At 43.3% G+C, this 13,576-nt stretch carries 10 protein-coding genes; 8 read left to right on the forward strand and 2 right to left on the reverse strand.

Translation table 11 applies throughout. The features are described from left to right. Window positions 1–45: 45 nt before the first annotated feature. The 6 genes from hsdR (at window position 46) to ACW9SV_RS04385 (ending at window position 10,590) form a co-directional block, all read left to right on the forward strand. Window positions 46–3,291, forward strand: a complete 3,246-nt coding sequence (gene hsdR, locus ACW9SV_RS04360) for a type I restriction-modification system endonuclease (protein WP_479555514.1) — start codon at window positions 46–48, stop codon at window positions 3,289–3,291. Window positions 3,292–3,413: 122 nt separating this feature from the next. Further along, a complete protein-coding gene (locus ACW9SV_RS04365) occupies window positions 3,414–4,874 on the forward strand; it encodes a type I restriction-modification system subunit M (RefSeq protein WP_479555515.1) in 1,461 nt (486 codons plus the stop codon). Then, entirely contained in the window at window positions 4,871–6,313 is a 1,443-nt protein-coding gene (locus tag ACW9SV_RS04370; RefSeq protein ID WP_479555516.1) for a restriction endonuclease subunit S, read from the forward strand. Before ACW9SV_RS04365 ends, ACW9SV_RS04370 begins: the two co-directional genes overlap by 4 nt. A gap of 10 nt (window positions 6,314–6,323) precedes the next feature. Continuing rightward, complete coding sequence (locus ACW9SV_RS04375; RefSeq protein WP_479555517.1) at window positions 6,324–7,193, forward strand: Swt1 family HEPN domain-containing protein; 870 nt, start codon at window positions 6,324–6,326, stop codon at window positions 7,191–7,193. A 44-nt stretch (window positions 7,194–7,237) separates the two neighbouring features. Further along, window positions 7,238–9,220, forward strand: a complete 1,983-nt coding sequence (locus ACW9SV_RS04380) for an AAA family ATPase (RefSeq protein WP_479555518.1) — start codon at window positions 7,238–7,240, stop codon at window positions 9,218–9,220. Beyond that, window positions 9,214–10,590 carry a 5-methylcytosine restriction system specificity protein McrC gene (locus ACW9SV_RS04385; RefSeq protein WP_479555519.1) on the forward strand — a complete coding sequence of 459 codons (1,377 nt, stop codon included), beginning with the start codon at window positions 9,214–9,216 and terminating at the stop codon, window positions 10,588–10,590. The genes ACW9SV_RS04380 and ACW9SV_RS04385 overlap by 7 nt, the downstream gene beginning before the upstream one ends. Window positions 10,591–10,717: 127 nt before the next feature. Here the strand turns inward: ACW9SV_RS04385 and ACW9SV_RS04390 are convergent, their stop codons facing one another. Beyond that, a complete protein-coding gene (locus ACW9SV_RS04390) occupies window positions 10,718–10,954 on the reverse strand; it encodes a helix-turn-helix domain-containing protein (protein ID WP_479556509.1) in 237 nt (78 codons plus the stop codon). A 185-nt stretch (window positions 10,955–11,139) separates the two neighbouring features. Here ACW9SV_RS04390 and ACW9SV_RS04395 point away from each other — a divergent pair, with 185 nt between their 5' ends. Continuing rightward, on the forward strand, window positions 11,140–12,060 hold the full coding sequence (locus ACW9SV_RS04395; RefSeq protein WP_479555520.1) for a hypothetical protein: 921 nt from the start codon (window positions 11,140–11,142) through the stop codon (window positions 12,058–12,060). Between the two features lie 83 nt (window positions 12,061–12,143). Here ACW9SV_RS04395 and ACW9SV_RS04400 read toward each other — a convergent pair whose 3' ends face one another. After that, a complete protein-coding gene (locus tag ACW9SV_RS04400; protein WP_479555521.1) occupies window positions 12,144–12,539 on the reverse strand; it encodes a hypothetical protein in 396 nt (131 codons plus the stop codon). Window positions 12,540–12,891: 352 nt separating this feature from the next. Between ACW9SV_RS04400 and ACW9SV_RS04405 the strand changes: the two genes are divergently transcribed. After that, on the forward strand, window positions 12,892–13,560 hold the full coding sequence (locus ACW9SV_RS04405; protein ID WP_479555522.1) for a recombinase family protein: 669 nt from the start codon (window positions 12,892–12,894) through the stop codon (window positions 13,558–13,560). The last annotated feature ends 16 nt before the right edge of the window (window positions 13,561–13,576 follow it).

Consider the following 13,576-nt stretch of genomic DNA (forward strand, 5'->3'; position numbering starts at 1 on the left):
TAATTAGTTTTTATACTTTAAATTAGCCTTCCATCTATCAGCAGTATGACCTCCTCCAACTTCAGTTACTTAGAAGAAGAATTTCCCATTCTTTTTAACATCGGGCAATCAGCTGAATATAACTTACATCAAGACCCAGTTACTTCCCTTTTCAAGATTAGGCTCTTTGGGGAACGGCTTACTGAAAAGTTATTTGAAGAGCATGCGCTGGAGTTCCCGTTTGAGAACAGCTTTCATAACCGGCTTAAAACCTTGGAGTATGAAAGGGTGCTGCCATCTAATATAAAAGACCTGTTCTTTCATATCAAGGAGAAAGGAAATATTGCCGTGCATCAAAGCAAGGCAACCATTGATGACGCAAAGCATGGCCTTTTCTCTGCCTTTAAGCTTAGCAAGTGGTTTTATGAGACCTATGCAAGCACTCCTAAAGACATAGCAGCTATTAAGTTTCATTCACCTGAGAAGGTGGATACCCGGCACGCGTTACACCTTCTAGAGCAAGAGTACAAAGATTTAGAGCAGAAATTTCAGCAACTATTAGAGGAGCGCGAAACCAAGGGCTTACCAGAAGAAAAGCAAATAGTCATTCAGCAAAAGTCTGAGAAAGCGGCCAACAAGATTGAAATGTCTGAGGCTGAAACCCGCGAACTTATTGACGCGCAGCTAAGAAAAGCCGGGTGGCAAGCAGACACCAACACCCTCAACTATAAGAAGCACCAGACGCTGCCCCAGAAGGGAAAAAATCTGGCTATTGCCGAATGGCCCGCTGGGTCCAAATGGGCCGATTACGCCCTCTTCATCGGGCGGGAACTATACGGAATTGTAGAAGCCAAAAAATACGCTCAGGATATCTCCACAAATCTGGCGCAGTCAAAAATCTATGCAGAGTTGGTGGCCGCCAAACACGAGGCGGTGCTGCTAGGCGAATGGGCAACCTATAAAGTGCCGTTTCTGTTTTCTACTAACGGCAGACCGTACCTGGAGCAGATTAAAACCAAGAGCGGTATCTGGTTCCTGGATGTGCGCAAGGCCACCAATATCTCCCGCCCGCTGCAAGGGTGGTACTCCCCTGCTGGCTTGTTGAAATTGCGTGAACGGGATATACAGGCAGTAAACCAGAAGCTAGAAAATACGCCGCTAGGCTTCCTAAAAAACAAGAGTGGTTTAGGCTTGAGAGAGTACCAGATAAAAGCTATTCAGGCTGTTGAGCAAAAAATCATTCAGGAGCCAGATGAACGCAGGGCGCTTGTTGCTATGGCTACCGGAACGGGAAAGACCAGAACCATCATTGGGTTGTGTTACCACCTCATTCAGACAAATAGGTTTAATCGCATTCTTTTCTTGGTGGACCGCACACTGTTGGGCATTCAGGCCATCAATTCTTTTAAAGACAACAAGGTAGTGGACCTGAACACCTTTGCCGAGGTGTATGATGTGAAAGGCTTGAAAGAACTGGTGCCCGACATTGATACACGTCTGCAATTTGCCACGGTGCAAAGCTTGGTCAAACGCCTTTTCTACAATGACTCAGAGGAAAATGTGCCTTCGGTAGACCAGTATGACTGTATCATTATTGATGAGGCACACCGTGGCTACCTGCTGGACAAACAACTGAACGAGGAAGACCTGGGCTTTAAGGACCAGCAGGATTACATTAGTAAGTACCGCATGGTGCTGGATTATTTTGATGCTTACGCCATCGGATTAACGGCTACTCCAGCATTTCACACTAAAGAAATCTTCGGCTCTGCGGTGTATACCTACTCGTACCGCGAGGCAGTGGTAGACGGGTTCCTGATAGACCATGAGCCGCCTTATCTTATAAAGACTGAGCTCAGCGAAGGGGGCATAACCTGGCAGAAAGGCGAAAAGCCCAAAGCCTATGACAAGGAAAGCAACACCATCATTGACCTGGAAGAACTGGAAGATGAGCTGCAGATAGACGTGGCGGGCTTTAACAAACTAGTGCTTACCGAAAACTTCAACCGCACGGTAGTGCAATGCCTAGTACAGGAATTAGACCCTGGAAGCGATGAGAAAACGCTCATTTTTGCTGCCACCGATGCCCATGCTGACATGATAGTGGGCATGCTGAAAGAGGAGTTTCACTTAACAGGCAATGAAATACCAGATAATGCCATTGAGAAAATAACTGGGGCCTCGTACGACCCACCCGAGCAGGTAAAGCGCTACAAGAACGAGAAATACCCTAATATTGCCGTCACCGTTGACTTGCTTACCACGGGTATTGACGTGCCCCAAATCTGCAACATCGTGTTTTTGCGCAAAGTGAAATCGCGTATTTTGTATGAACAGATGCTTGGTCGCGCCACTCGCCTGTGCGGAGACATAAAGAAAGAGACCTTCCGAATTTATGATGCCGTGCGCATTTACGAAACCTTGCAGGACTATACCCAAATGAAGCCGGTGGTGGTGAATCCGCAGGTAACCTTTGAACAACTGGCGCAGGAACTACCAGCTATTGACACCAATGAGCGGGCTAAGCAACAATTGGAGCAAATAGTTGCTAAGCTTCAACGCAAAAAGCAGCGCATGACAAACCACCAGCACGAGCAGTTCCAATACAAAGCGGGTGGCACCGACATTGACAGTATGATTACTCAATTACTAGAGCAACCGGTGCAGGTGAATGTGCAGCAGGTGATACAGTTGTCTGGCCTCTGGAAGCTGCTGGATGAGATGAAGCCCGAGGAACCTGTGCAATACGTCTCTGAACACAAAGACAAGTACCTGAAAACCGAACGCGGTTACGGCAAAGGCCAGAAACCAGAGGATTACCTGGAGAGCTTCGGGCAGTTTATCAAAGACAACCAGAACCAGATTTCCGCGCTCAACATCATTTGCACCAACCCCAAAGAGCTGAACCGCCAAAGCCTGAAAGAACTGTACCTGGAGTTGGATGCTAAAGGCTTTAACTCTACTTCGCTGAAAACAGCATGGAAACAAGCCAAGAAACAAGACATTGCCGCCGATATTATTTCCTTTATCAGGACCATGGCAATGGGCAGTGAACTGGAGAGCCATGAAACCCGTATTAAGCGGGCCGTGAACAAAGTGCGCGGCCTGCAAGCTTGGAACAAAACCCAGCTCAATTGGTTTGACCGCTTCGAGAAACAGTTATTAGCAGAAACCGTGCTGCAGGTAGAAGACCTGAACGAAGACCCTTTCAAAGACGACGGCGGATTTACGCGGCTGAACAAAGTATTTGACCACCAACTCACAGAGGTCATCAATACCATCAATGATTACCTGTATATCCAAACCGCATAATTGCAATCCATCAATAGAAATTGAAAACCTGTTTATAGCCTCTTATTAGGAAAACAGGTCAAAAACACTCACCGCCACATTGGCGAAAAAACAATCAACAATTTAAAACCTACAATTAGAATATGAGTGCCGAAGAAATTGCGAACAAACTGTGGAACCTGTGTAATGTGCTGCGCGATGACGGCGTCACCTATCACCAATACCTGAATGAACTAACCTATATCCTGTTCCTGCGCTTGTCAGAGGTGAAGGGCTTCGAAGAGGCTATTCCCGAGGAGTACCGCTGGGGCAAGATAAAGGGCCTTTCTGATAATAAAGACCTCTTTGACACCTACCGCGAGTTGCTGGCTACCATTAGTACCAAGTCTGAGAACGCGGCAGTGAAGGAGATTTACACCAACGCTTCTACCACACTGCGCAAGCCGGTGAACCTGAAAACGCTCATCACCAGCATTGACGCTATTGACTGGTTTGATGATGTGGAGCAGGACAAAATTGCCACCATCTATGAGGAACTGCTGGAGCGCAATGCCGGTGAAAAGAAAAGCGGGGCGGGCCAGTATTTCACGCCTCGGCCACTCATTAACGTGATGGTGGAATTGATGGCACCCCAGATAGGCGAACGCTGGAACGACCCGGCTGCCGGTACCTTCGGGTTTATGATTGCCGCCGACGAGTACCTGCGGAACAAAACCGATCACTACTATGACCTTGACAGCAAACAGCGCCAGTTTCAGGTGTATGAGGCGTTTAGCGGGTGTGAGTTGGTGCAGGATGCACATAGGCTGGCCCTCATGAACGCCAAGCTGCATGGTCTGGAAAGCCGCATTGACATGGGCGACACACTTTCTGAGTTGGGCAAAGGCTTCAGGAACTATGACGGGGTACTGGCCAATCCGCCGTTTGGTACCAAGCAGGGCGGCGAGCGGCCCACACGAGATGATTTAGTGTACCTCTCTGGCAACAAACAGCTCAATTTCCTGCAGCACATTTACCGCTCGCTGCACAAAAGGGGCGGCGCCCGCGCGGCGGTGGTATTACCCGATAACGTGCTGTTTGAAGATGGCGACGGCCGCAAAATACGCCGTGACCTGATGGACAAGTGCAACCTGCACACCATTCTGCGTTTGCCCACCGGTATTTTTTACGCTGCCGGGGTAAAAACCAACGTGCTGTTCTTTGAGCGTGGCAAAACCGAGGAAGGCAACACCCGGCAGGTGTGGTTCTATGACATGCGCACCAACGCGCCCAGCTACGGCAAACGCACACCCTTCACCCGCGCCGCCTTCAGTAGTTTCATGACCGCCTACACTGGCGGACTGGAACCCGACCAGGTACGCGACCAGTTCAACGGCACCATCGACCATCAGAAAAGAGTCTTAGTACAAGACGAGCGCTGGAGCTGCCTCACCCGCGAGCAAATTAGTCAGAAGAATGATTCCCTTGATCTGGGCCTCATCGCTGATGCAAATTTCAGCAACAGCGCCTACACCCAGAAACCGCTGGACATCGCCCGTGAAGCCGCCGAAGAATTAAAAGCAATACAAATAGAGTTGAACCAAATAATGAGCTTGTTGGCATGATGGAGAAGGATTTGCCTGAGGGTTGGGTGGAAGCCCGTTTAGGAGATATTGCAGAATATATCAATGGTAAAGCTTTTAAACCCACAGAATGGAGTAATGAGGGACTTCCAATAATCAGAATACAGAATTTAAATAATCCTAAAGCTGAATTTAACTATTGTAATTTTGAAGTAGATGATAGGTTTATAGTTCAGAATGGAGACTTATTGTTTGCATGGTCTGGAACGCCGGGAACTTCATTTGGTTCTCATATCTGGAAGGGTGATACAGCTGTATTAAACCAGCACATCTTCAAAATCAATTTTAACAGTAATTTTATAGATAAAGCATTCTACAACTATTCCCTTTCATATGTTCTAGAGGACTTTATCAATCAAGCTCATGGTGGTGCTGGCTTAGCTCATATCACTAAGAAGAAGTTTGAAGAATCTTTTATTCCTTTTGCGCCGCTAGCCGAGCAGAAACGCATTGTAGCAAAACTAGATAAAGCCTTTCAGCACATAGATACCCTCAAAGCCAAGCTGGCGCGTGTCCCAGAGCTTATTAAAACCTTCCGGCAAGCCGTCCTCACCCAAGCCGTCACAGGCAAATTGACTGAGAAATGGCGGGAGGAGAATCCTGAAATTGAAAGAAGCATTGAGCTTGAAGCAATAGAATTGTTCACAAGCAAAAAACTTAACATCCCTACCATAAATGAGAATGATTGGATTGAGTTCTCTCTTGGAGATATAAGTAAAAGGGTTTCTGTTGGGCATGTTGGGGAAACAAGTAAATATTACACTACGGAAGATAAAGGAGTAACTTTTTTAAGGTCTCAAAATGTAAAGCCAGGTAGATTGGTTTTACTTGGTGTCAGTTATATAACACCGGATTTTCATTCAAAACTTAAAAAATCGAGGTTAGAAGCTGGAGATTTATTAATTGTAAGAGTTGGTGCAAATCGCGGTGATGCAACAATACTTCCTGAAAATTTGGGAGAAGTTAATTGTGCAAACATAGTTTTTGCAAGACCTTTTAAGCCATATTGTTACTTTTTAAACCTATACTTTCAAAGTTCACTTTGGACAAGTCTTGTTGACGAACTTACTACAGGAACAGCTCAAGGTGTAATCAACACAAAAATTGTTGAAAAGGTAAGGCTTAATTTTCCGCCCTTAGAAGAACAAAAAGAAATCGTCAAAAAAGTAGAAGCCCTGTTTGCCGCCGCCGATGCCATTGAAGCGCGTTTCCAGCGGTTAAAGGCCCAGATAGACCAACTGCCGCAAGCGCTGCTGGCCAAAGCGTTCAGAGGCGAGCTGGTGCCGCAAGACCCGCAAGACGAACCCGCCAATGTGTTATTGGAAAAGATTAAAGTTGCTAAAGCCAGCACCGTAAAAGCACCCAAAATTAAAAATACAAAACTAGGCAAGCAGACAGAAATGGCTCTGGAAACCAACTAATAATATTTTAATGTCAGGATTCACTTATAACTTACCAAGTAAAGAGAGTTACTTTAAAACTTTACTAACTTATTTAGCTTCAAGTAAAACCACAAACCAAAAGAAATTCAATGAAGCTTTGATTGGTGGAGCATGTGATTTTAAAACATCAATGTCTTTCTCAGGACAAAGATGGGACGCATATTCAACAGAAGTTCATTTTTATCTTACTCCAGATAAACTTCAATTAGTTTCAGAGATACCAAAAAAAATCATCATCGATGATTGTAACCTTATCATGCCAAAAGATGCAGGTTTTGACATTGTTGATATAAGATTTGCTCCATTGTTACATTCTGAGGTTAAAACATTGACTGATCAACTTCAAGATTCCCTACAAGACACACCAATAACAACCTTTGATATTCTTCCTGAAGACATAATCCAAAAAGGCAAAAATATGACAGAGGTATACACCTATCTTTATTATGTTGAAAATGCACTTCGAATATTTATTGAAGAAGTGTGCAAAGGTGCATTTGGAATAGAATACTTTGATAAAATAACTCTTAATAGAGAAATATTAAAAGCAATAGAAAGAAGAATTAACGAAGAGGAAAAACATAAATGGATGAGGATTAGAGGAGACTCTAAGATATTTTATCTAGACTTTGTAGATTTATCCAACTTGATCATCAATAACTGGAGCCTATTTAATTCATATTTTCCTGATCAACAATGGCTAAATGTCAAAATTAACGAAATGGCTAAGTGCCGCAACTATGTTGCGCATAACAGTTATATTGATCAACTTGAAATAGACGTATTGAAAACAAGCTTTTCTCAAATATTGAGACAAATAAGTAGAAGTGAAATTCCACGCCCTTCAAGTCCTTTTTAAACGATAAATTAAAGCATAAAAATCAACTCACCCATATAATTTAAATGAATTTCTTTACCAAAGATGATATAAAACTTATTGCTGAGAATGCTGGCAAAGATTATGAAGAATCAAAGCACTATGAACTAAAGAAAATCTATGATAAGCTAGAACATTTTTGCAACCTACTTAATCAAAAAGGATTTTCTACTAAATTCAAGAAGGACCCCAGAAAAATGGGTGGCCGAGGCAGGTTCGTTTTTCAACATTATCAATGGGCAAGAGTTGTACCTGCTGAACTTAGAAATGAATGCATTGAGGTATTTGGATATATAATTGGTTTAAGTAAAGATGGCTTACATTTCCATATTATGGGTGTAAGAGATCATCAAAATAAGCCTGCCTCCCTAAAAGCTAGTAAAGCATGCTGGATAGAAATTCCAATAGAAGGTAATTCTTTTGAGGAATTAGTAAACCAGTTCTTGGAGTTTGAAAAAACTCATAGAGAACTTTTCATTAAAACTGGGGCTGCTTTAGGAATAAAGAAATTAAAAAACATTCTTCAAGAACAAAAGATGGATAATCTTAAAGGTATTCTCAAAAATAAAAAGCAAATCATACTTCAAGGCCCTCCTGGCACAGGCAAGACTCATACGGCTAAAGAAATTGCTAAGAGCTTAACAAAAAAAAGCTCTATAACAGAAGAAGATATACGGAGATACATTACTAATTCTCTCCAAATTAGAAGTAGTGCAGACTATACTAATTATACAATTGACTCTCTTACTCAAAACGGAGTAAAAGTAAAAACAGAAGGCAATGCTATATACGAGCCTAAGTTCATTGAAATCATTAGTGCCTTCAATAGGAAGACATGGGAAAATGGACAAGTAACAAATGGGAATGACTCATATAGTGCTGCTATTGCAAAATTCATTGATGATCAATTAGATGGAGATCAAGTCAAACTGATTCAATTCCACCCAGCTTATTCTTATGAGGATTTTGTAAGGGGTATAACTATTGAAAACAACGGTACTCAGATAGAATACATTACGAAAAATAAAATTTTAGGTGAGTTTGCTAACAAGGCCAATCAAAATTATATAAACAGCAAAAAGGAAGCTAGCACATTGGCTTATGAAAATTGGCTGAATGATGAGTGGCAGCTATTTGTTACCTCTATTCAGGAAGAACTAGAAGCTACTGGGCAATATTCTATAACTCCTAATGTTCATCTATTTGAAGTTGAAGAAGACGCCTTCCTTTACACTGGGAATGCATGGGCAAACCAAGGAGGACATAGAATGTATTTCTCTGATGTTCTGAAGGGGTTTATTGCAAATGCAAGAACTCGCCCAGCTTACCATGGATTACATTCTATTTCTGGAAGCGCAAAGCAACATGCTACCTACTATTTTAATGTTCTTTCTAAATTCAGAACCTTCCTTGGAGCTAAACAAGCGAATAATCAGCATTCGGAAGCTATAACTGAACTTAAAAATTATGTACTTATCATTGATGAAATCAATAGGGCAAATCTTCCTGCTGTATTAGGTGAGCTTATTTATGCACTTGAGTACAGAGGCGAAGGTGTCCAAAGTATGTACTCAATAAACGGAGACAGTACTATCACACTTCCTCCAAACCTCTTCATTATTGGAACAATGAATACTGCTGATCGTAGCGTTGGGCATATTGACTATGCTATCAGAAGAAGGTTTGCTTTTGTTGATATACTACCTTCGAATGGAGTTTTAGATAAAATTGAAAACAATGCAGTAAGAGGTAACGCAAAAGCATTATTCAAACAAGTTGAAAAACTTTTTGCTGCTGGAAATATTGCATCAGATTTCAACGCCAGCGATGTTCAACTAGGCCATAGTTACTTCCTTGCTAAAACGAACGATGAACTCCAACTTAAGCTTGACTTCGAAATCAAACCTTTGCTACATGAGTATTTAAAAGATGGCATTCTTCGAACAACTGCTACAATTGACAATGTTTCAATCAGCACAGAAAAGTTTGTCAAAGATTTAACATGGTAGAGAAAATGCTTGGAGAACTTGGAGAACACTTTCTTTCACGTAAAATCTTCTTAGAACATCATGCTTACTATGATAAAGACTTTAGAATAGAAGAAGAGTATTTCAAAGAGGGTAGAGAGTTCTCTACCCTTCCTTCCCCTATCTGCTTCAAGGGCATTAGTAATAAAATCTGCTTTGCTGTTAACAATGATGGCTCAATTAATAACAGCTATTATGTTGGTGTAGATTGGATACCAGGCGTTAACCTTGCGGTTTACGTCCAGCCTAAAGTAAATAGGACAACAAAAAAGCCTGTCAATGCACAGGAACAGACTGTTCAAGTAAACTACTTGGCGATGCTTTTTGAAGCCTTAAAACACTCAGAGGTTTATGAGCACACAGATAAGCTTTTTGAGATCAAATGGGAAAAACCAGAAATAAAAATAAATCAACAGCAGGATATGCTCACACCTTTACTGGTTTTGCAGTTCCTGCAAGTTGTGAAGGATATAGTAAGGAAAGGCCTCAAAAAGTCTTACTATAAAGTTGAGGCAAACTTAAAGGGTAAAGTAAAAGGCAAAATTGTTACTGCAAAGAACATCAAACAAAACATATCTAAAGCTAAAACACTTAACACTATATGTTCATATGATGAATTTGGGTTTGATGGAATAGAAAATCGTATTCTAAAGAAAACTCTTGTTTTCATAAAACAGTACCTTCCTCAAATTAAAGGGCTAGATTCAGAGGCTATTTTCAATAATTTATTAAACTACATCACACCTGCTTTTGAACAGGTTTCAGAAGAAGCTAGTACAAGAGATTGTCAGCATATTAAACCAAACCCTTTTTATAAAGAATATAAACTAGCCCTAGAGCTAGCTCAGAAAATATTAAATCGATTTGGTCATAATATTCAGAATGCTTCTTCAGAGCAAGTCAGCACCCCACCCTTCTGGATTGATATGAGTAAATTATTTGAATTGTATGTGCTTGGGTTATTAAAGGACCAATACACAAAAAATGGAGCTGTAGTATATCTAGACAATACAACCAGTGGCAATGAGATAGATTTCCTTCTTAACACAGAGGAAGTCCGGATGATCTTAGATGCTAAATACAAACCCCGCTATAAGAACAACAACTTAGATTCAGAGCAACACCAAGATGCAAGGCAGGTAAGCGGTTATGCAAGACTTGCGCATGTCTATGAAGCATTGGGTAAAAAAGATTCTGAACTTATTGATTGTATGATAATCTATCCTGAGGGTGAACTAGAAAGGGATGAGAAGCCAGAACTTAAATTAACAAAGAGCAAAGAAAACCAAATAACTCCCTACGTTGGCATTTACAAACTCGGGGTAAAATTACCTATTGTATCAATAGCATAGTAACCTGAGGCAACCAACAGTAGCAGGTAGGTAAAAGAAGAAAGTTAGAATTAGGCAAAGTGAATTTCTAAAGAATCCAATCTAACACCTAAGGATATAGGTATTATTTAGAAAAACAGGAGGTTTGCTATGTGAAGTTTCCATTCTCATTAAAGCCCATCAACTCATTCAAGGGAATTTCTAGTGCGTCACTAAGCGCAAAAAGCATATCAAGGGTGGGAGCATTCCTTCCATTCTCTATGCGGATAACCGTTTTCTTGGAAATATCAGCCATATCGGCTAGCGCCTGTTGCGATAGCCCTCTGCCTTCCCTTAGTCTTTTGAGGTGCTTTCCGAAGGCTTCTATTTTTCCAAGGTATCTCACACCCAAAAGTGGCGCGTGTCCACAAATCAATTGGGGACAAATTTGTCCCTAATCTCAATATTCCCGTATTTTGCTCTAGGTCTTCCACAGCTTTGTCGCAACCTCGCTTTCCTGAAAGCAGACGCAAGGCAAGTGAGGCTTCCCCAATGCCTGGCCTTATAGGTTACCACGAAAATAAAATTTAAATGAAGCCTTACTACCTCTACGTTTTACCTTTCCTTGAAGGGAGCATGTTCAAGGTCGGTATTTCCTCCTTCGAGGAATACACTAGAATTATGGGGCATCAAAGTAAGTTCAAGATTGATTCAAAGACCTCAATGTTAGTGATGGCTGATCAGGAGGAAGTTAAGAGGCTGGAATCCTTAATCCTTGGAAAGTTCTCCCCTTTCTCTATGTCAAAGAAGGTATTGGAGGTTTATGGCCTTGTGGGTGGCCATAAGGAGGTATTGAGCATTGAGTGCCTCAGAATGGTCAAAGAGTTCCTTTATTCTCAGAGAGACCTAAAACCGGGCATAGAAATTCTTGAGGAGCTGACTATCCCAGGCTTATACGGGGCCGACAACTACGTATTGGACCGCGGCCCACACAGTGATCTAGTTCCAGTTCTGACTTGCAGGGACCTAATACGCCATTTAGGCGATATGCTAGCGACCAACCAGGTATGCCGGGTGAACGTTGGCATCCAAAGAGGATTGAAAAAGAAGGTCCAAACAATCCGGTACTTGGTAATGGCAGAGCAAGGGTTCTCCAATGACCTGTTTGACGGTAGATTCAAGATTTTCAATGGGTTCGTTTACAGAGAATTGGAAATCAGGCACTACCTGGACACGGGCCTTAAACTGCTCAGCGGCGCCTCCTATATCAGCGGGGAAATCAATTTGAAAGAGGCTAAGGGCAGCTACGAGGAGAATGATTATGTGGAGGACATCTCAAACCTGAATCTGCTCCTGTTCTCCTTAATCAGACATACCCGACGGGATGAGAACTACAAAGTCGTTTACTGTGATGGCTTAGGAAGAACCACTCAGTATCCTGCTTTCTACCCTTATGAGCCCGGGCAAAAGATTGAGATTAAGGGGTCTTTATCTTCATCCTGGCTCAGATAGGCAAGTGTCAGGCAATATGGGTGCTATTTACCATGGACCTACTTTAAGGCCATAGGAAGGCAGGCAAGTTGATTTCTATTCTATCACCACAATCTTGCCGTATGTTTACCTGCCAGTTCCTCATCCAGCCTTTCAGTGAGGCGGCGCATCTCATCCAATAGTCCCTTGACCAGTGCCTTTCCTTTATAGGTGAGTTCATACGATTCCGGCCGGAATGGCTTTCCCTCCACCACCACTTTGATGTAGCTTTTCTCCAGCAATAGGCCTATAGAATCATAAAGGCAATGAAGGAAGTAGGCTCCCTGGAGGTAGGCATTTACCTTAGCGGTGGTGAAAGGGTAGTTGGCCAAGGACAGCCTTTGGCAGACGCACAGCACCTCCCAGTCTCGTTGTCTGAGGCCTGTCTTCTTTTTGAGGTCCTTAAGGATACGGTGTTGCACGGCCAAGATACCGGAGATATCGGAGAAGGGGATGTTCATGCGTTACAGGGGATGTAAAAGGATGGGATTTAGGAGTGGCTGTTACGAACACATGTAGGGCTCACAAAATTTTTAATTTCGCCCCCTCCCTATGGTTTATCCATACTTGAATTTACAAAATAAAGGGGACACTTTCTGGTGCTAAACCCTTCTCCATGGCTGCTAAACCAGATTAGAGCATCCTCTTTGGAATCGCTCCGCAACCGTGTCAAAAAAAGTATCCCTTGATCAAACGGGCTTCAGTTCTTTCTGGATCATATTAATTTGGCTAAATCCCGTATCACGGTAAGCTATAGCTTTTACTGATACAATCTCGTATATTGAGGTTCCCCGACCATAACCCCAAAGCCTCATGAAAGCAGCTCTTTACCTTCGTGTCTCCACTGCCAAGCAGAACACGGACCGTCAGCTGAGCGAACTCCAGGACTACGCCACTAAACATGGCTTTGAGGTGGCCTATACTGCCTGTGAGACGGTCTCCGGATCGAGGTACCGGTACCAGCGCCCGGGCATGGAGAGGGTGCTGGAGATGGCCCGGAGGGGCCAGATCACGGAGGTGGTCTGCCTGGAGCTGTCAAGGCTGGGCAGGGACGCCATGGACGTTCGCAGCCTCATCCTGGAGCTGGCGGAACATGGCGTCTGCACCCATGTGGTGAACCGGAACCTGCGCTCGCTGGACAAGCGGAGGAGGAAGGACCACGTCACGATGATGGTCCTAGGCATCCTGGCGGACCTTGCCGAGATGGAGCGGGAGACGACGGTGGAGCGGATCGTCTCGGGCCAGCAGGAGGCCAAGCGGCAGGGCAAGCACATCGCCCGCCCTAAGGGATCGGTGAAGAACACGGAGAGGTTCCTGGAGGAGAACAAGAGAGCGGTAGACTACCTGAGGGAAGGAAGGTGTTCCATTCGGGAGATCGCTACCCTGTGTGGCGTCTCACCCAACACGGTGATGAAGGCCAAGCGGGCACTTAGTGCAGAAAGTGCAACAAGTGCAAGCCTGCCGCAGACTACTTCTGGCTAACTACCCTAGTCACCTT

This window comes from Rufibacter sp. JT20002, from assembly GCF_056491185.1.